General features: G+C 68.9%; 14 protein-coding genes and 1 riboswitch. Of the genes, 8 read left to right on the plus strand and 6 right to left on the minus strand.

The window, feature by feature from the left end; genetic code table 11:
- The first annotated feature begins 292 nt into the window (after positions 1-292).
- Together ACFWUP_RS24450 and ACFWUP_RS24455 are read left to right on the plus strand one after the other, a co-directional pair.
- A complete protein-coding gene (locus ACFWUP_RS24450; protein ID WP_379238015.1) occupies positions 293-1,864 on the plus strand; it encodes a DNA polymerase Y family protein in 1,572 nt (523 codons plus the stop codon).
- Between the two features lie 709 nt (positions 1,865-2,573).
- On the plus strand, positions 2,574-3,467 hold the full coding sequence (locus ACFWUP_RS24455) for a sucrase ferredoxin (protein WP_379238115.1): 894 nt from the start codon (positions 2,574-2,576) through the stop codon (positions 3,465-3,467).
- A 143-nt stretch (positions 3,468-3,610) separates the two neighbouring features.
- Here the strand turns inward: ACFWUP_RS24455 and ACFWUP_RS24460 are convergent, their stop codons facing one another.
- Positions 3,611-4,555: an SDR family NAD(P)-dependent oxidoreductase gene (locus ACFWUP_RS24460; RefSeq protein WP_379238017.1), complete on the minus strand. Its 945-nt coding sequence runs from the start codon at positions 4,553-4,555 to the stop codon at positions 3,611-3,613.
- A gap of 133 nt (positions 4,556-4,688) precedes the next feature.
- Between ACFWUP_RS24460 and ACFWUP_RS24465 the strand changes: the two genes are divergently transcribed.
- The 4 genes from ACFWUP_RS24465 to ACFWUP_RS24480 all read left to right on the plus strand — a co-directional run bounded on the left by ACFWUP_RS24465 (position 4,689) and on the right by ACFWUP_RS24480 (position 10,415).
- The gene (locus tag ACFWUP_RS24465) at positions 4,689-5,144 is read left to right on the plus strand and encodes a hypothetical protein (protein WP_379238019.1); all 456 of its coding nucleotides are present in this window, start codon (positions 4,689-4,691) and stop codon (positions 5,142-5,144) included.
- 58 nt (positions 5,145-5,202) lie between these two features.
- Positions 5,203-8,958 carry an error-prone DNA polymerase gene (locus ACFWUP_RS24470; protein WP_379238021.1) on the plus strand — a complete coding sequence of 1,252 codons (3,756 nt, stop codon included), beginning with the start codon at positions 5,203-5,205 and terminating at the stop codon, positions 8,956-8,958.
- Positions 8,959-9,100: 142 nt separating this feature from the next.
- Positions 9,101-10,231, plus strand: a complete 1,131-nt coding sequence (locus ACFWUP_RS24475) for a DUF4349 domain-containing protein (RefSeq protein WP_379238023.1) — start codon at positions 9,101-9,103, stop codon at positions 10,229-10,231.
- Complete coding sequence (locus ACFWUP_RS24480) at positions 10,191-10,415, plus strand: DUF167 domain-containing protein (protein ID WP_379238025.1); 225 nt, start codon at positions 10,191-10,193, stop codon at positions 10,413-10,415. Before ACFWUP_RS24475 ends, ACFWUP_RS24480 begins: the two co-directional genes overlap by 41 nt.
- 100 nt (positions 10,416-10,515) lie before the next feature.
- Here the strand turns inward: ACFWUP_RS24480 and ACFWUP_RS24485 are convergent, their stop codons facing one another.
- The gene (locus tag ACFWUP_RS24485) at positions 10,516-10,998 is read right to left on the minus strand and encodes a tRNA (cytidine(34)-2'-O)-methyltransferase (RefSeq protein ID WP_379238027.1); all 483 of its coding nucleotides are present in this window, start codon (positions 10,996-10,998) and stop codon (positions 10,516-10,518) included.
- Between the two features lie 46 nt (positions 10,999-11,044).
- On the opposite strand from ACFWUP_RS24485, the gene ACFWUP_RS24490 reads away from it, so the two are divergent.
- Positions 11,045-11,371, plus strand: a complete 327-nt coding sequence (locus ACFWUP_RS24490) for a DUF3017 domain-containing protein (RefSeq protein ID WP_235569656.1) — start codon at positions 11,045-11,047, stop codon at positions 11,369-11,371.
- Positions 11,372-11,486: 115 nt separating this feature from the next.
- On the opposite strand, the gene ACFWUP_RS24495 is transcribed toward ACFWUP_RS24490, so the two are convergent.
- Positions 11,487-12,443: an oxygenase MpaB family protein gene (locus tag ACFWUP_RS24495; RefSeq protein WP_379238029.1), complete on the minus strand. Its 957-nt coding sequence runs from the start codon at positions 12,441-12,443 to the stop codon at positions 11,487-11,489.
- 149 nt (positions 12,444-12,592) lie between these two features.
- Here ACFWUP_RS24495 and ACFWUP_RS24500 point away from each other — a divergent pair, with 149 nt between their 5' ends.
- The gene (locus ACFWUP_RS24500) at positions 12,593-13,228 is read left to right on the plus strand and encodes a TetR/AcrR family transcriptional regulator (protein ID WP_379238031.1); all 636 of its coding nucleotides are present in this window, start codon (positions 12,593-12,595) and stop codon (positions 13,226-13,228) included.
- Between the two features lie 3 nt (positions 13,229-13,231).
- Here the strand turns inward: ACFWUP_RS24500 and ACFWUP_RS24505 are convergent, their stop codons facing one another.
- From ACFWUP_RS24505 to ACFWUP_RS24515, 3 genes are all read right to left on the minus strand, one after another.
- A complete protein-coding gene (locus ACFWUP_RS24505) occupies positions 13,232-14,377 on the minus strand; it encodes a homoserine O-acetyltransferase (RefSeq protein WP_379238033.1) in 1,146 nt (381 codons plus the stop codon).
- Positions 14,374-15,690, minus strand: coding sequence for a bifunctional o-acetylhomoserine/o-acetylserine sulfhydrylase (locus ACFWUP_RS24510; protein ID WP_379238035.1), 1,317 nt, complete (start codon positions 15,688-15,690; stop codon positions 14,374-14,376). The genes ACFWUP_RS24505 and ACFWUP_RS24510 overlap by 4 nt, the downstream gene beginning before the upstream one ends.
- Before the next feature lie 83 nt (positions 15,691-15,773).
- Positions 15,774-15,884: riboswitch (SAM riboswitch) on the minus strand.
- A 64-nt stretch (positions 15,885-15,948) separates the two neighbouring features.
- Entirely contained in the window at positions 15,949-16,668 is a 720-nt protein-coding gene (locus ACFWUP_RS24515; protein ID WP_379238037.1) for a TetR family transcriptional regulator, read from the minus strand.
- Positions 16,669-16,684: the final 16 nt, after the last annotated feature.

A 16,684-nucleotide genomic window follows, 5' to 3' on the forward strand; every position in this document is an offset into this window, starting at 1 on the left:
TACCGGGCTGACCTCTTGCGGCAGGTCGAAGCGATGGGGTCTTCGTTCGGTCGGCTGGCCGTGGTGCTGCTGCGGTTCGCCAGCGCCGGGTCGACCGGTGTCGAGGTCCGCGTTCAGTGGGTCTGGGGGGTCTTTGTGGCGTGCGTTGATTCGGGTGCTCGCGGCGTGCCCGGGTCGCGTGCGGTGGTTCGGACGGTCGCGGGGTGTGGACGGGTGTGCGTTGATCGGGTGCTGGTGGGGTGGCACCTGGGCCCGCTCGGTGGTGGTTCATTCGGTCGTGGGGTGCGGTGTTGTGGCGCGCGTTGATCGGGTGTTGGCGGTGTGGTGTCCGGACTGGCCCGCGGTGGCGGCGGCGGTGGTGGAGGGGGTGTCGGCGGATCGGCCGATCGCGGTGTTGCGGGGGAGTTCGGTGGTGGCGTGTTCGGCGATCGCACGGGCCGACGGGGTGCGGCGGGGGATGGGTCGGCGGGATGCGCAGGGGTTCTGCCCGGAACTTGTTGTGGTGCAGGATGATCCGGATCGGGACGCGCGGTTGTTCGAGCCGGTGGTCGGGGCGGTGGATGCGACGGTGCCGAGGGTGGAGGTGCTGCGGCCTGGGCTCGTCGTGCTCGGAGCACGTGGTGCCGCACGGTATTTCGGTTCGGAGGAGGCCGCGGTGGTGCGGTTGATCGATGCGGTCGCGGCGGCGGGCGCGGAGGCGCAGATCGGGATCGCCGATGCCATGTCGACGGCGGTGATCGCAGCCAAGCGCGGCGCGATCGTGGCGCAGGGGGAGGGTGCGAAGTACCTTGCCCCGCTCCTGGTCTCGGAGCTCGCGATGGAACCGAGCCTGTCCGCACCGGAGCGCAAAGACCTCGTAGACCTGTTACGCCGCTTGGGTTTACGCCGCATCGGTGATTTCGCATGCCTGTCTCCCGCCGAAGTGGCGTCGAGGTTCGGCGCCGACGCCGTGCTCGCCCACCGCACCGCCCGTGCCCTCCCGGAACGCCCACCGTCGGCGCGCCGCCCCGCCCCGGAACTGACCGTCGAACTGGCCTGCGACCCACCCATCGACCGGGTCGACGCGGCTGCCTTCGCAGGCAGGCAACTGTCCACCCAACTGCACGCGGTCCTGTCGGCGGCAGGCGTGGCCTGCACCCGCCTCGCCGTGACCGCGCGCACCGAAACAGGCGAGGAACTGACCCGAATCTGGCGCTGCGCCCGCCCGCTCACCCCCGCCGACACCGCCGACCGCGTCCGCTGGCAACTCGACGGCTGGCTCACCCACCGAGCCCGCCCCACCGGACCGATCGTCGCGCTCACCCTGGAACCGGTAGAGGTGGTCGCCGCGGGTGCCTTGCAACTGGGCCTGTGGGGCGGCGAAGGCGAGGAAACCGAACGCGCCCGCCGCGCCCTTGTCCGCGTGCAGGGCCTGCTCGGCGGCGAAGCCGTGCGTATCGGCGTGCTCAGCGGCGGCCGCGGCCCCGCCGAACGCATCACCATGATCGCCCTCGGCGACGAACTCACCCCCGCCGCCGACCCCACCCACCCCTGGCCCGGCCGCCTCCCCGAACCCGCCCCCACCCTGCTCCTGCTGCACCGCCCGGTCGTCCACCTCACCGCCGCCGACGGAACCCCTGTCCTGATCACCGACCGCGGCCTGTTCACCGCCACCCCCACCCGCCTGCGCTGGGGCCGCAAACAGTGGGCCCTCCTCGGCTGGGCAGGCCCATGGCCGATCGCCGAACGCTGGTGGTCCACCACCGAACCCGAGGCCCTGGCCGTCCGCGTCCAGATCCAACTCGACGCCGACCTCACCGAAATCCGCGCAGTCCTCCTCGTCCACGAGTCCGCCCTATGGCACGCCGAGGGCGTCTACGAGTAGCCGCCCCGCACCCGCCGCAGTCTGGACCGCGCTCGTGATCGGCCGCTGGACACCTGGCCGGTCGGCCGACAACCAACCGCGGCATTCCGGCTCATGCCTCGCGGCTCATGCCTCATGCCTCGCGGCTCGCGGCTCGCGGCTCATGCCTCATGCCTCGCGGCTCGCGGCTCGCGGCTCATGCCTCATGCCTCGCGGCTCGCGGCTCGCGGCTCGCGGCTCGCGGCTCGCGGCTCGCGGCTCGCGGCTCGCGGCTCATGCCTCATGCCTCGCGGCTCGCGGCTCGCGGCTCATGCCTCATGCCTCGCGGCTTTGTGGCTCGTAGAGGGTGGCGACCGGCTCGGTTGGCCTGCCCACCACCTCCGCTGTGGTGAAGACTGCGCTGAGCGCACGCTAGTCGGTCGCGCAGTCGCGATTCCGACAGCTAGGTCGAATAGTGAACGCTCAGCGCAGTGTGCGCCACTCGACATCCCCGGCGGCGCACCCAGTGGCGAAATCCCAGGCGGCACACCCAGTGGCGAACCTGCCAGGCACCCACGCGGCGGCATGCCACGCTCGGCCCGCACCGCCGCCGACCCCGCGATCGAACAGCGGATGCGTGGGGTGTGCGTCAACGTGGTCGACGCCCCCGGTTCTAGAGTGAAACGACTCATGTCCCGGATCGTCCGGACGGCTCGGTCGTGGAAGGAGCACTGTGAACCCGTTCGAGGGCATGCTGTGTTCGGCGGCCGCCGCCGACCTTCCGCTTCCCGGCACCGCGGCGCATGTCACCGGCTGGCTGTGTATCGAGCATCCCGGCGCGTGGGGCAGCGATGTGATCGGTGACGAGGTACTCGGGCCGGAGATCACCGCCGAACTGGCTGCCCGCACTTCGGCGGCGAAGGTTCGCCCGACGCTGATCCGCCGTCCGGGCCGCAACGAGTTCACCGGGACTCGCACCGTGCTGCTGGCCAGTTCGCGGCCGGAGGGTTCCTGGTGTGAGCGGTTCGAGATCACCGACCTGCGACAGCTGTTCGATATCGACCTGCATCTCGTCGACGGTCCGGCTCCGGGAATCGGTGTGCGCGTGGATGATCCGGTGATGTTGGTCTGCGCGCACGGCAAACGTGACCAGTGCTGTGCGCTGTTGGGTCGCCCGATCGCCGCCGCCATGGCCGCCGACTACCCCAGCCGGGTCTGGGAGGCCTCGCACACCGGCGGCCACCGCTTCGCCCCCGCCGTCGTCCTGCTCCCGTCGGGCCTCACCTACGGCCGCGTCGACGCCCCCGCCGCCAAGGCGCTGCTCGAAGCCGCCGACACAGGCGAGGTCTCCCTACCCGGCCTCCGCGGCCGCAGCTGCTACCCCCCGATCTCCCAGCTCGCCGAAGTAGCTGTCCGCCAACAGGTCCCGGCCGCCGCGACCGACCTCACCGCCCACCCCGACCCGACCCCCACCCACGACCCGACCCAGGCGGGCGCCGCCATCGTCACCCACCGCGACGGCCGCCGCTGGCGAGTCACCGCCCGCACCGTCCCCGCCGCTCCCCGCCAGGCCAGCTGCGGCGCCACCCCCAAACCGGCCACCTACCTGGAACCCGCCGAGGTAGAACAACTCCCCGAACTCTGACGGCCTGAGCGAGAAGACCGGCGCAAAGCCGGCGGACCATCACCGCCCCTCGGGGTGTAGCGAGGACTGGCGTAATCGCCCACTTCGCGCGCATTCAGTCAGAAAACTGATTGAAAACGTGCGAAGTGGGCGATTATGCCGGGCTACCAGTGGGTGCCAGGGACCCAGCGGGCCGCGCGGCGCAGAGCGGTGCCGGTGACCTTGCGGGCGGGTGAAGGGGTTTTCGGACTAGACGGGACCGGGACCTCGGTGACTTCGACCGATTCACCTTTGGCCGCAGGGGAATCCGGGATCGCGCGGTAGTAGCGGTGCATGATGCGGTCGCGGAGTTTGGGGGTGAAGATGCCGCCGTATTCGGCGAGAGTGCCGAGGGGGACGTCGATGCGTTTGGGGCGTTCGGTGAGGGCGCGCACGATCGTGCTCGCGGCCCACTCGGGGGATTCGGAGGGGCCCTGGTCGCCGCTGGGGGCGATCATCGGGGTGCGCACCAGCGGCATGTGGATGGTGGTGAAAGTGACTCCGTCGGCGAGGGTTTCGACCGAGGCGACTTCGGTGAACTTGTCCAGGGCTGCCTTGCTGGCGAGGTAGGCGGCGAAACGGGGCGTGGCCACCTGGACGCCGGCGCTGGAGATGTTGACGATGTGGCCGAAGCCGCGTTCACGCATCTGGGGCAGGAGGGCGAGGGTCATGCGCAGGGCGCCGAAGTAGTTGACCGCCATGGTGCGTTCGAAGTCGTGCAGGCGGTCGGTGGAGCGGTGGATGGCGCGGCGGATGGAGCGGCCCGCGTTGTTGACCAGCATGTCGACGTGGCCGTGCTGGGTGAGGATGGTCTCCACGGTCTCGTCGACGGAGTCGGAATCGGTGACGTCGCACTGGTAGCCGTAGGCCTGCCCGCCTGCGTCGAGGATCTCGGTGACCACGGCGGCCAGTTCGTCGCCGCGGCGCGCGAGCAGGAACACGACCGCGCCCTTGTCGGCGACCGCGAGCGCGGCGGCCCGCCCGATCCCGGACGACGCGCCGGTGATCACGACGTGCCTGCCGGTGAGGTCGCGTCGCCGCTTGCGTTCACCTGGGGAAACCTGAGACATCACTGCTCCTTTGCAGGTCGTTCCTCATGAACTTACTCCGAAGTAAGTTCGGCAACCAGACTCTTCGAGAAACTCGAAAATATGTTCGAATGCCTCTCGCATTTATTCGAACGTATGTGCGATACTGGTGCACATGGCGGACGATCGGATGGCGGACATCTATGCCGCGGTGCGGCTCGGCGGTTACAACCCTGACGCCGCGCGCGCGGCGCTGACCAGGCTGTGGAGTGAGATAGGGGAAGGTGGCGACCCGTTGCATCGCTGCGTGGTGGCGCACCACCTCGCGGATGTGCAGGAGTTGCCGGAGGGTGCGTTGCTGTGGGATCAGCGGGCGCTGGCCGCGGTGTTCGGGCCGGGCATCCCGCTCGACGAGGGGCTGCGCGGGTTCCTGCCCTCGCTGTATCTGAACCTTGCCGACAGTCACCGCCGCGTCGGTGACTTCGAGATGGCGCGGATGCAGCTGGCCATCGCGCGCGGGCACCTGGACGTGCTCGCCAACGATGCCTACGGCGCGGTGATCCGTCAGGGTCTCGGCCATGTGGAGGCCGCGTTGGAATCGCAGTCGATGGAGCGCTTGCCCGCGAGTTGAGTTGTGTGCCAACAGGAAAGGGGTGTGGTGATGCGGGGGTCGTGAGAGGAGTGGGTGCATGGGCTGGAGCAACGGGCCGCCGACCTGGTCGGAGCTGGAACGGGTGCTCTCGGGCAAGCCGAGCGGCAGGCCGACCGAAGACATGCACCCCGGCGACGGCGGCGACAGTCCGGCCTGGTCGCGCAAGCGGGGCGAGTACCGCGCCGCCGAGCTCGACCGGCCGACCGGCCCGACCGTGCCCTACGCGGAGCTGCACACCCACTCCGCCTACAGCTTCCTCGACGGCGCGAGTCAGCCGGAGGAGCTGGTGGAGGAGGCGGTGCGCCTCGGTCTGGAGGCGCTCGCGCTCACCGACCACAACGGGTTCTACGGGACCGTCCGGTTCGCCGAGGCGGCCAGGGAATGGGGAATGCCAACGGTTTTCGGTGCCGAACTGTCACTGGGAACCGATGCGGAGGCGGCGCCGGGCCGAGGGGATGCGGTCCGGCGCCGTTCTGTACCTCGGGGTGGAGCGCGGTTCTCGCCGGAGACTGGCGCCCCGAATGGCGGTCCGGCGCAGGCGCGCGGAGTCGGTGCTGGGGCGATGGACGGCACGGCCGACGGCTATGGCCCTGCGTACGCGGCTGGATTCGGCAGGGGTGGGTCGTTCGGCGTTGCGGCCGGTTCGACACCTGGCGGCGCGGGTCGACCCGGCGACCTCGGGCCTGCGCGGGCGGCTGGATTCGGTATGGGTGGTGCTGTCGGCTCGGCGCCCGTCCATGGTGCGAGCGGCTCAGTCGGACCGAGGGGCGGGCATGTGTATGCGCCGGACTCGGTGCCGCGCACGGGTTCTCCCGATCCGGACGGGCCGCATCTGCTGATCCTTGCCAGGGGGCAAGAGGGGTATCGGCGGCTGTCGCGGGAGATGGCGGCGGCGCATATGGCCGCGGGAGAGAAAGGCGTGCTGCGCTATGACCTCGACACGCTTGCCGCCGCGGCCGGCGGGCACTGGCACATTCTCACCGGCTGCCGAAAAGGCCACCTGCGCACCGCGCTCGAGCGGGATCTGTGTGCCGACGATGCCAGGTTGCCGCAAGCCGAAGTGGCGCTGCGGGATCTGATCGAACGGTTCGGTGTCGACCGGGTGAGTGTGGAGCTCACCCATCACGGCATCGCCACCGATGACGAGCGCAACGCGCTGTTGGTGGCGCTGGCCGATCGCCTCGGTGTGCCCGTACTCGCCACGACCGGTGCGCATTTCGCGTCACCGGCACAGCGGCGTCGAGCGATGGCGTTGGCCGCGATCCGGGCCAGGAGCAGTCTCGACGAGATGGCAGGCTGGCTCGCCCCCACCGGCGGCGCGCATCTGCGGTCTGGTGCGGAGATGGCGCAGCTGTTCGCCGAGTATCCGCACGCGGTGGCGAACGCGGCCGAGCTGGCTCGCGAATGTGTGTTCGACCTGCGGCTGATCGCCCCGAACCTGCCCCCGTTCGAAGTGCCTGCCAACCACGACGAGAACTCGTGGTTGCGCCACCTCGCGCTCAACGGCGCCGCCGAACGCTACGGCCCACCGGAACGAAACCCGAAGGCGTACCAGCAGATCGAGCACGAGCTCGCGGTGATCGAGAAGATGGAGTTCCCCGGCTACTTCCTGGTGGTGCACGACATCGTCCAGTTCTGCAAGAAGAGCGACATCCTGTGTCAGGGAAGAGGTTCGGCCGCCAACTCGGCGGTCTGCTACGCCATCGGCATCACCAATGTGGACCCCGTCGCCAATCAACTGCTGTTCGAGCGGTTCCTCTCGCCCGAGCGTGACGGTCCACCCGACATCGATGTCGACATCGAATCCGACCGCCGTGAGGAGGCTATCCAGCACGTCTACGCCAAGTACGGTCGCGACTATGCCGCCCAGGTGGCGAACGTGATCACCTATCGCGGCAAGTCCTCGGTGCGCGATGCCGCACGGGCACTGGGCTTTTCGCCGGGACAGCAGGACGCGTGGAGCAAGCAGGTGAGCCGCTGGTCAGGGGTTGCGGGTGAAACGGGCACCGACATCCCGGACGCCGTGCTCGAACTAGCGGGTGAACTAGACGGTCTGCCAAGGCATTTGGGTATTCACTCCGGCGGCATGGTGATCTGCGACCGCCCGATCGCCGACGTGTGCCCGGTGGAGTGGGCGCGGATGGCCGGACGCAGCGTGCTGCAGTGGGACAAAGACGATTGCGCCGCAGTCGGTTTGGTGAAGTTCGACCTGCTCGGGCTCGGCATGCTCTCGGCGCTGCACTACATGATCGACCTGGTGCACGAGCACAAGGGCGAGAAGGTCGAACTGCACGCGCTCGATCTCGCTGAGCCCGGCGTCTACGAGATGTTGCAGCGGGCCGATTCGATCGGGGTGTTCCAGGTGGAGTCGCGCGCGCAGATGGCGACCCTGCCCCGGCTCAAGCCGCGCAAGTTCTACGACCTGGTGGTGGAGGTGGCGCTGATCCGCCCCGGCCCGATCCAGGGTGGTTCGGTGCACCCGTATATCCGCAGGCGCAACGGCAAGGAAGCGCCCGTCTGCGATCATCCCGCGCTGGAGAATTCGCTCGCCCGCACCCTCGGCATCCCGCTGTTCCAGGAACAGCTGATGCAGATGGCCATCGACGTCGCCGGTTTCAGTCCCGCCGAAGCCGACCAGTTGCGCCGCGCCATGGGTTCCAAACGCTCACCCGAGAAGATGGAACAGCTGAAGGACCGGCTCTATCAGGGCATGCGGGACCTGCACGGCATCGCCGGTGAGCTGGCCGACCGCATCTACGAAAAGCTCTACGCCTTCGCCAATTTCGGTTTCCCCGAAAGTCATTCGCAGAGTTTCGCCTCGATCGTGTTCTATTCGTCGTGGTTCAAGCTGCATCATCCGGCCGCGTTCTGCGCCGGGTTGTTGCGCGCGCAGCCGATGGGTTTCTACTCGCCGCAGTCGCTGGTCGCCGACGCCCGCCGCCACGGGGTGCGCGTGCACGGCCCCGACATCAACGCCAGCCGCGCCGAACCCACCCTCGAGAACGCGGGCACCGAGATCCGCCTCGGCCTGTCCGGGGTGCGCCACATCGGCACCGACCTCGCCGACCGCATCGTCGCCACCCGCACCGAACACGGCCCCTTCACCTCGATGCTCGACCTCACCGGCCGCGTGGAACTCACTGTCGCCCAAGCGGAATCGCTGGCTACCGCAGGGGCACTGGATGTCCTGGTCGACGTGGCCGACACTGGTCAGCTCGGGCAGTGCAACGGCGGTCCGAATTCGCTGGACAGGCAACGGGATGCGCGTGGGAGCAGTGTGCGCAGAGCGGCGTTGTGGGCGGCAGGCGCGGCAGCTGTGGAGCGCACCGACCGCCTGCCCGGCACCGGCCCCGCGACCGTTGCCCCGTCCCTGCCCGGCATGAGCGCACTCGAACTCGCCGCCGCCGACGTCTGGGCCACCGGCATCTCACCCGACTCCTATCCCACCGAATTCCTTCGCGCCCACCTGAATTCACTCGGCGTGGTCCCCGCCGCAGACCTCCTGCTCGTCGAAGACGGCGCCCGCATCCTGGTGGCGGGCGCCGTCACCCATCGCCAGCGCCCCGCGACCGCCGCGGGCGTCACCTTCCTCAACCTCGAGGACGAAACCGGCATGATCAACGTCGTCTGCTCGGTCGGCCTGTGGGTCCGCTACCGCCGCCTCGCCCAGAGCGCCACCGCCCTGCTCATCCGCGGCCGCATCCAAAATGCCGAGGGCGCGGCAAGTCTCGTAGCCGAGCATCTCGAACACCTGGACCTGACCATCGTCGCCCGCTCCCGCGACTTCCGCTGAATCAGGCCGAGCGCCCACCGCTGACGGCCGATCTGACCCGCAACCGATCCACACCGAGCGCCCGACGGTGACCCGCTGGACCCACAAGCACCGGCTCCGGCGAAGCGGATCCGCAGGATCGAAGCCCGCGATACGGAGGTGAATGAGCTCGACCCCGAGCACCGGCTGCGGTTACCTCGCTGACGTGCGGCCCGGCGCGCACTACGCTGCGAACATGCGCAAGCTTGTCGTGGTGATGGTCGCGTTGCTCGGACTCGTGTTCCTGGTCGGGTGCGGTAGCGACGAAAGTGCGGATCAGGCCGGTGGGTCGCCCGGCGCTTTGACCGGGCCCGCCCCCGCGGTGGCGCCCGGGTTCCGGGAGGGTGCGCCGGCGAAGGACAGTCCGGCGCCGACGGATCAGTCCAATCGCAAAGAGGTGATCACCGGGTCGGTGGATGTCACCTCCGACGACCCGATCGCCGCTGCCACGACCGTCGCCGAGCAGGTCAGCGCCGTCGATGGGCGGATCGACAGCCGGATGGAACAGCCCGGTACCGATAAGCGTGCCGCGCGCGCGGTGCTCACTGTGCGGGTGCCCGCGGACAAGACCGACGCCTTCATCACCGGCCTCGGCGGTGTCGGCACCGTAACCCGGGTGAGCACCAACCGCGACGACGTCACCATGCAGTGGCAGGACCTCGACGCCCGCATCCGCGCCCTGCAGGCCTCCGTCGACCGGCTCAAAGCGCTCATCACCGGCGCCACCAACACCGCCGACCTGATCGCCGCCGAGGAGGCGTTGTCGAGCAGGCAGGGCGAACTCGACAGCCTCACCGCGCAGAAACGCAGCCTCGACGATCAGGTCTCGCTGTCGACGCTGACCATCACCCTGACCGCCGACGACAAGCACGCACCCGGCGATCCGGACAACTTCTGGGACGGCATCGTCTCCGGCTGGAATTCGCTGGTGGACTGGCTGCAGGACGCGGTCGTCTTCGCCGGTAAGGCTGTGCCCTGGCTCGGATTCCTCGCCGTGATCGGCGGATTGCTCTATGCCGCACTGCGATTCCTGCGCGGGCGCCGTCGCACCGCAGCGCACGCGCCCGCCGCACCGGCAGCCACGACCCCGCCGCCCGCCGCACCGGCGACCACTGCACCCGCGACCACTGCACCCGCGACCACTGCACCCGAGACCACTGCGTCCGGGACCACCGGATCAGCGACCCCGGCTGCGTCCGAAAAGGAGACCCCCGGTGCCCACAGTGCGGGCGACGATCAAACCGAACAGCCGTAAAGGCCCACTCGTCGAAACCGCCGAAGACGGCACCCTCACCCTCTACGTCCGAGCCCCGGCGGTCGAGGGCAAGGCGAACAAAGCCGCGATCGAACTCCTCGCCGAACATTTCGGTGTCGCCAAATCCGCCGTCCGGCTGACTGCGGGCGCCACCTCACGCTTCAAGCGCTTCGATGTCGACTGAGAACCCGGACAAACGTTCACCAGGCGCTCAGGGAATTTCGCTCGGGCGATGCCGCCATGGTTGCCCGGTGATCAAATGACCGACAGCGCGTGCGGTGGGGTCAGACAGCCCCGGGAAACCCCAGTTGCCGCCATGCCTCGTACACCGACACCGCCGCCGCGTTCGACAGATTCATCGACCGCCGCCCCGGCAGCATCGGAATGCGCACCTGCTCGGTGATCGCCGGATCGGCAAGGACTTCCTCGGGCAGCCCCGTGGGCTCGGTGCCGAACAGCAGCGCGTCGTTGTCCTGATAGGCGATGTCGGTGAACCGGGTGGTCGCCTGGGTGGTGAAGGCGAACACCCGCCCCGGCTGGATCGCCGCCAGCGCCGTCGCCAGGTCGGGATGCACCGTCACCACCGCGAGGTCGTGATAGTCCAGTCCGGCCCGTCGCAGCTTGGATTCGGACAGGTCGAAGCCGAGCGGCTCGATGAGGTGGAGCGCGCAGCCGGTCCCCGCGGCCAACCGGATCGCATTGCCGGTATTGGGCGGAATCACGGGCTCGTGAAAGATCAGGTGCAGCACAGCGGACCACTCTGTCATGCGCCGCCCTGCCCGCGCACAGGTGGTGTCTGGAACAATCGGGGGCGTGAACGAGGCGGAGACGACCGGCAAGCACCGGGTCGCGCGGTTGAGCGCGGGGGAGCAGTACCTGCGCAGTCACCTGCCGATGACCGTGGTGACCGCGCTGATCGTGATCGCGGTGGGGTTCGTCGCGTGGGATCGGTGGCGTCGCGGTGCGCTGATCTTCGGCAGTGCCGCGCTGGTGGCCGCCGCGTTCCGGTTGTGCCTGCCGACCGTGCAGGTGGGTTTGCTCGCCGTGCGCAGCCGCCCGTTCGACGTGGCCGCGTTGACTGCGCTCGGCAGCGCTATCGTCTTCCTGGCCGCGACGATCAACACCCTCGGCGTCAGCTGACGAGCGTCGAAGAGTTCGGGCGCCGCGCAGTGCCGCTGGACGCGCGTCAGCCGGCGTCCAGTCGCGGTGTATCAAGGGCCGACCACGGCGTCGTTGACGTGGCCGACCTCGCCATTCAGGCGGTTTCGGGGACTTTCTCCGCCCACAGGCTGCGACTGCCCTGGCTGCCGTACAGCGCACGCGCCCGTTCGGGCGTGATCGTCCTCGGCTCGACCGGCACCGGCGCGGCGGCGTGCGCCGCGAAGACCTGCCCGGTCATCGGTGCGATGAACGGCGCGGCCTTGACGATCACCCAGTTGTCGCGCCGGGCGGCGATCCAGACGATCACCTTCGCGGGAATCCGCACCGCGAGATCGACGACGCGCGGCACCCGGTATCGCCCGAGCCCGCGCATCCACATCGGCAGCGTCGGGATGCTCGCCAGCGAGAGCAGTCTGCTCCCGATCGCGTAACCCCAGCCCTTGCTCGGCGGCGTCCACATCAGATAGTGCATGCCTTCGATGGCGCGCTCGGTGACGCACAGCTGCGGCCGGACCCGCGCGTAGTAGGCACGCACCTCCTCGCGTGAGCGCGGAACGTCGGCCGGCTTGCAGGTCTGCAGTTCGGCCGCGATCGCGCATTCGGCCCAAAAGCGTTGTTCCTCTTCAGGACTCAGCGGGCCAGGTCCGTACATCTCGTAGGCCTTGAGCACCGAGTGCCAGCCGGTGATGTGAATCCAGAGCTGGGTCTGCGGGCTGTTGGCGCTGTAGCGCTTGCCGCTGACCGGTTCGATGCCCGTCATCGGCGCGTGCACCTTCATCAGATGGTCGGCGGCCTGGATGGCGGTGCGCCCGTCGCCGACCGCGACGAGCACGAAGTACAGCAGCGTGTGGTCAAGGCGCGTGCGCGGGTTGCTGTAGATCCCCTGCGAATCGGCGACGGCGGCGGTGAGGAACGGGTCGAAGTGTTCGAGGGCGACCGCGCGCTGGAATCCGATCAAGGCGGTCGGCGACGTCCAGACCTTCCAGCTGGGGGAGTCGGGCCCGAAGAAGCCGTAGTCGTCGCGGCGCAGGGTGGAGGCATCGAAAGCCATTGCACGTGCTCCTTTGCAGTGCCGAGGTCAGACCTCGAATTTGAATACAACACCACCGTAGCAATGGTGTGGAGTGAATACAACGGTTGCGTAGGATTTACGTGGAGGGCCCGGGGGTATCGTCGGCGGAGGGAAAGGCAGGTGAGCGCGTGACCGCGACGCAGGATCAACGACCGCGACGCCGCTATGCCCCGCGCCTGCCGCCCGAGCAACGCCGCGCGCAACTGCTCGACGCCGCGTTCGCCGTGCTGGGCCGGATGGAACTGCACGAGCTGAGCATGGAGGCCGTCGCGCAGGAGGCCGGCGTCGGAAAACCGGTGCTGTACACGGTGTTCAAGACCCGCGCCGAACTCGTCGAAGCCCTGCTCGAACGCGAACGCGAACGCGGACTGGACCAGATCGCCGACACACTGCCTGCGGATCTGCTCGGCGCCGACCCGGTGACCGTCGCATCGTCGACGGTGGAAGCGTTCGTCGGTGTGGCACTACAGAATCCGACCCGCTGGCGCCTGATCCTGGCAACACCCGCCAGCGCTCCCGACGAATACCGTGCGGCCCTTCGCGCTTCGCGCAAGGACATCGTGGAGCGTGCGGAATCGCTTGTCCGCATGGGTGTTTCGCTGTCGCCACGCTGGTCGGACATGGACGCCGAACTACTGGCGAACTCGGTGCTCACCGTCGCCGAAATGCTCGGTCGCATGGCCGTGAACGACCCGGAAAAGTATCCGCGCGAACGACTTCAGGCCTACGTCCGCTCGATCGTCACCCTGCTGACGGGACCGTGAACCTCAGCGGTTCTCCCGCGCCAGGCGCATCGTCTCGGTGAGCAGCTTCGACACCGCCGCGGCTTCGGTCAGGAATCCGTCGTGCCCGTCACGGGAATGCACGATCTCCAAACCCGCACAGCCGGGCAGACCTTCGGCCAGTTCGGCCTGAGTGTTCAAGGGGTACAGGCGATCCGAGTCCACCCCGCCCACCACGCACGGCACCGGCGTCGACGCCAGCGCGGCGGCGACACCACCGCGCCCGCGACCCACATCATGACGATTCATGGCCTCGCTGAGCAGCACATAGGTGGCCGGATCGAATCGCTGGCACAGCTTTTCGGCTTGGTGCTCGAGGTAGCTCTGCACCGCGTAGCGCCCGCCGGTCCACGGATCCTCGTCGCCCTGAGGACGATTGGTGAAGCGGTGGTCCAGCTCGCCTTCGGTGCGGTAGGTCAGGTGCGCGATGCGCCGGGCCAGGCCCATGCCGGTCATCGGCGCGCGGCCGGTGCCGTGATAGTTGCCGCCCTGCCAGTCCGGATCGGCCGTGATCACGGCCATCTGGGTGGTCTGGGTGCCGATCTGATCGGCCGTGGCACGAGCGCCGACGGCGAGGATGAGCGCCGCCGAGACCCGCTCGGGCAGACCGACGATCCACTCGAGCACGCGCATGCCGCCCATCGAACCGCCGACCACCGCGCCGAGCCGCTCGATCCCGAGCACCTCGAACAACTGCGCCTCGGCCCGCACCTGATCACGGATGGTCAGTGCGGGAAACCGTGCGCCCCAAGGCTTTCCGTCGGAGGCGAGCGAAGACGGGCCGGTGCTGCCCTTGCAGCCGCCGAGCACGTTGGTGGCGATCACGCACCACTCGTCGGTGTCGATCGGCGCACCGGGCCCGACCATGCCCTCCCACCAACCGGGTGCCCCGTCGGGCCCACCGACGACATGGGAGTCGCCGGTGAGCGCGTGTTCGACGAGCACCACATTGTCCAGTGCGGGGGAGAGCTCACCCCAGCGTTGCACCGCCAGCCGCACATCGGGAACAACGGCGCCGTTCTCCAGCGCCACCTCCCCGATGGCGACCACGCCGACTCGCCCGTCCGGCGGTGGCAACAGGTCCACCCCGGTTCCGGGTCGGGCGATCGGCGATTCGGTGCTCACGGTCACGTCGTCGCCGCCGCGAACCCGGCCCGGAGATCGGCCAGAATGTCGTCGATTCCCTCGATGCCCACCGCGAGCCTGACCAGGCCGGGAGTCACACCGGCCGCCAGCTGCTCGTCGGGCGTCAACTGCGAGTGCGTGGTCGACGCCGGATGAATCACGAGGGAACGCACATCACCGATGTTAGCTACATGGCTGTGCAGGCTGAGCGCGTCCACGAACTTCTTGCCCGCATCGACACCGCCCGCCAGCTCGAACGCCACGATCGCGCCCGCGCCCTTGGGTGCCAGCTCCTTGGCCCGCGCGTGCCAGGGCGAGGACTCGAGGCCGGCGTAGAACACCGCGTCGACACCCGGCTGCTCGGCGACGAACTTCGCGACCGTCTCGGCATTGCTGACATGCCGTTCGACCCGCAAGCTCAGCGTCTCGATGCCCTGGGCGATGAGGAACGCGTTGAACGGCGACACCGCCGCGCCCAGATCGCGCAGCAACTGCACGCGCGCCTTCAAAGCGAACGCGGGCGCGCCAAGATCGGCGAACACCGCACCGTGGTAGCTCGGATCGGCCTCGGTGAAACCGGGGAAGCGCGAGTTGCCGTCGGCATCGCGCACGGTCCAGTCGAACGTGCCGCCGTCGACGATCACGCCCGCAACGGCCGCGCCGTGCCCACCCAGGTACTTCGTCGCCGAATGCACGACGATGTCGGCGCCGTGGGCCAGCGGCTGGATCAGGTACGGGGTCGCGACGGTGTTGTCGACGATCAACGGCAGGCCGTTCGCGTGCGCCACACCGGCGATGCCGGGAATGTCGAACACCGCGCTGCTCGGGTTGGCGATGGTCTCGCCGTAGAACGCCTTGGTGTTGGGCTGGATCGCGGCTTCCCACTGCGCCAGGTCATCGGGGTCCTCGACGAACGAGACCGTGATGCCCAGCTTGGGCAGCGAGTAGTGGAAGAGGTTGTAGGTGCCGCCGTAGAGGTGTGGGCTGGACACGATGTGGTCGCCCGCGCTCGCCAGGTTCAGGATCGCGTAGGTTTCCGCGGCCTGGCCCGAGGCCAGCAGCAGGGCCGCGACGCCACCTTCGAGGGCGGCCACGCGCTGCTCCACCGCGTCCTGGGTGGGGTTCATGATCCGGGTGTAGATGTTGCCCGGCTCGGCGAGACCGAACAGCGCGGCGGCGTGATCGGTGTCGCGGAAGGCGTACGAGGTGGTCTGGTAGATCGGCAGGGCCCGCGCGCCGGTGGCGGCGTCGGGGGCCTGGCCCGAGTGGATCTGCTTGGTCTCGAAGGACCAGTTCTCGGGCAGGGAAAAGTCAGTCATGTCGTGCTCCAAATGGGTGTCAGCCGGGGGGATCTCGTCAACTGGGTCGGATCGACTGGCAACAACACATGGGGGCCTCCTGCAATGCGCGCTTGCTCTCGACTTTCGAGAGCCCGGTCATCACCCGGAGCACCCCACCGCAGCTGGAGGGTTGCCGACCAGCGAGCCGGGGCTTGGCGCTGGTACTCATGACCTTGCCGACATGTTAACCGGACATCCACCGCCCGCGGAAACTTCCCCCGCATTTCCCGCCGAAGATCACTCGTCGGGCGGTGTGCCGAGGCCGGGCGTGTCGTCGACCGGTGCGCCGCAGACGTGGCGCAGGCCGTGATAGGCGCGCAGGATCGCGTCGCGGGTCACCCGCACCGCTGCCTGGGGCGTCGAATGCAGCAGCGCTTCCTCGACATCGGCCATCGAGATGTGACACAGCATCTGCCAGGTGCCCGCCACCAACCGGACCATGAAGTCGTCCGGCGCCGTTCCCATCCGGTCCGCGAGCTCCGAGCACACCGCGACGTTCTTCTTCTCCGCGTACTCCAACGCTCGCGCGTTCACCGCCTGGCTGGCGCGCATGATCCGCTGCATCTGCAGGAACTGGCGCAGGAAACGCACGCCGTCGGCGCCCACTTCGGCATGGATCACCTGCAGGTAGGCCCCGCACAGCGCCTGCAGTTCGTTGCCAGGGGGTTGGGCGCGCAGCGCGGCGGCGACGGTGACCCCGAAATCGTCGATCGGGGCGAGCACGATGTCTTCCTTGAGCGGAAAGTACCGGTTGACGGTGCGCGGGGACACGTCGGCGCCCGCGGCGATCTGCTCGACCGTCGTCGCGTCGAAGCCCTGCGTATCGCACAGGTCGAGCCCGATCGCGACGATCGCCGCTTTGGTCTGCAGCTTTTTGCGTTCGCGCAGGCCCAGCGGCGCCTCGCCAGCCGGTTCGGCGGTCCGGTCAACGCTGATCGGAGAGGTCGAATCCAGCATGTCACCAGTCTACCCC

The sequence above is a fragment of the Nocardia sp. NPDC058658 genome, assembly GCF_042716665.1.
Classification (GTDB): Bacteria; Actinomycetota; Actinomycetes; order Mycobacteriales; family Mycobacteriaceae; genus Nocardia.

Excerpts from the sequence above, each read along its gene's own strand:
- ACFWUP_RS24455 (WP_379238115.1), top strand. The coding sequence starts at position 2,574 with ATGCTGTGTTCGGCGGCCGCCGCCGACCTTCCGCTTCCCGGCACCGCG.
- ACFWUP_RS24460 (WP_379238017.1), bottom strand. The coding sequence starts at position 4,555 with ATGTCTCAGGTTTCCCCAGGTGAACGCAAGCGGCGACGCGACCTCACC.
- ACFWUP_RS24465 (WP_379238019.1), top strand. The coding sequence starts at position 4,689 with ATGGCGGACGATCGGATGGCGGACATCTATGCCGCGGTGCGGCTCGGC.
- ACFWUP_RS24470 (WP_379238021.1), top strand. The coding sequence starts at position 5,203 with ATGGGCTGGAGCAACGGGCCGCCGACCTGGTCGGAGCTGGAACGGGTG.
- ACFWUP_RS24475 (WP_379238023.1), top strand. The coding sequence starts at position 9,101 with ATGAGCTCGACCCCGAGCACCGGCTGCGGTTACCTCGCTGACGTGCGG.
- ACFWUP_RS24485 (WP_379238027.1), bottom strand. The coding sequence starts at position 10,998 with ATGACAGAGTGGTCCGCTGTGCTGCACCTGATCTTTCACGAGCCCGTG.
- ACFWUP_RS24495 (WP_379238029.1), bottom strand. The coding sequence starts at position 12,443 with ATGGCTTTCGATGCCTCCACCCTGCGCCGCGACGACTACGGCTTCTTC.
- ACFWUP_RS24510 (WP_379238035.1), bottom strand. The coding sequence starts at position 15,690 with ATGACTGACTTTTCCCTGCCCGAGAACTGGTCCTTCGAGACCAAGCAG.
- ACFWUP_RS24515 (WP_379238037.1), bottom strand. The coding sequence starts at position 16,668 with ATGCTGGATTCGACCTCTCCGATCAGCGTTGACCGGACCGCCGAACCG.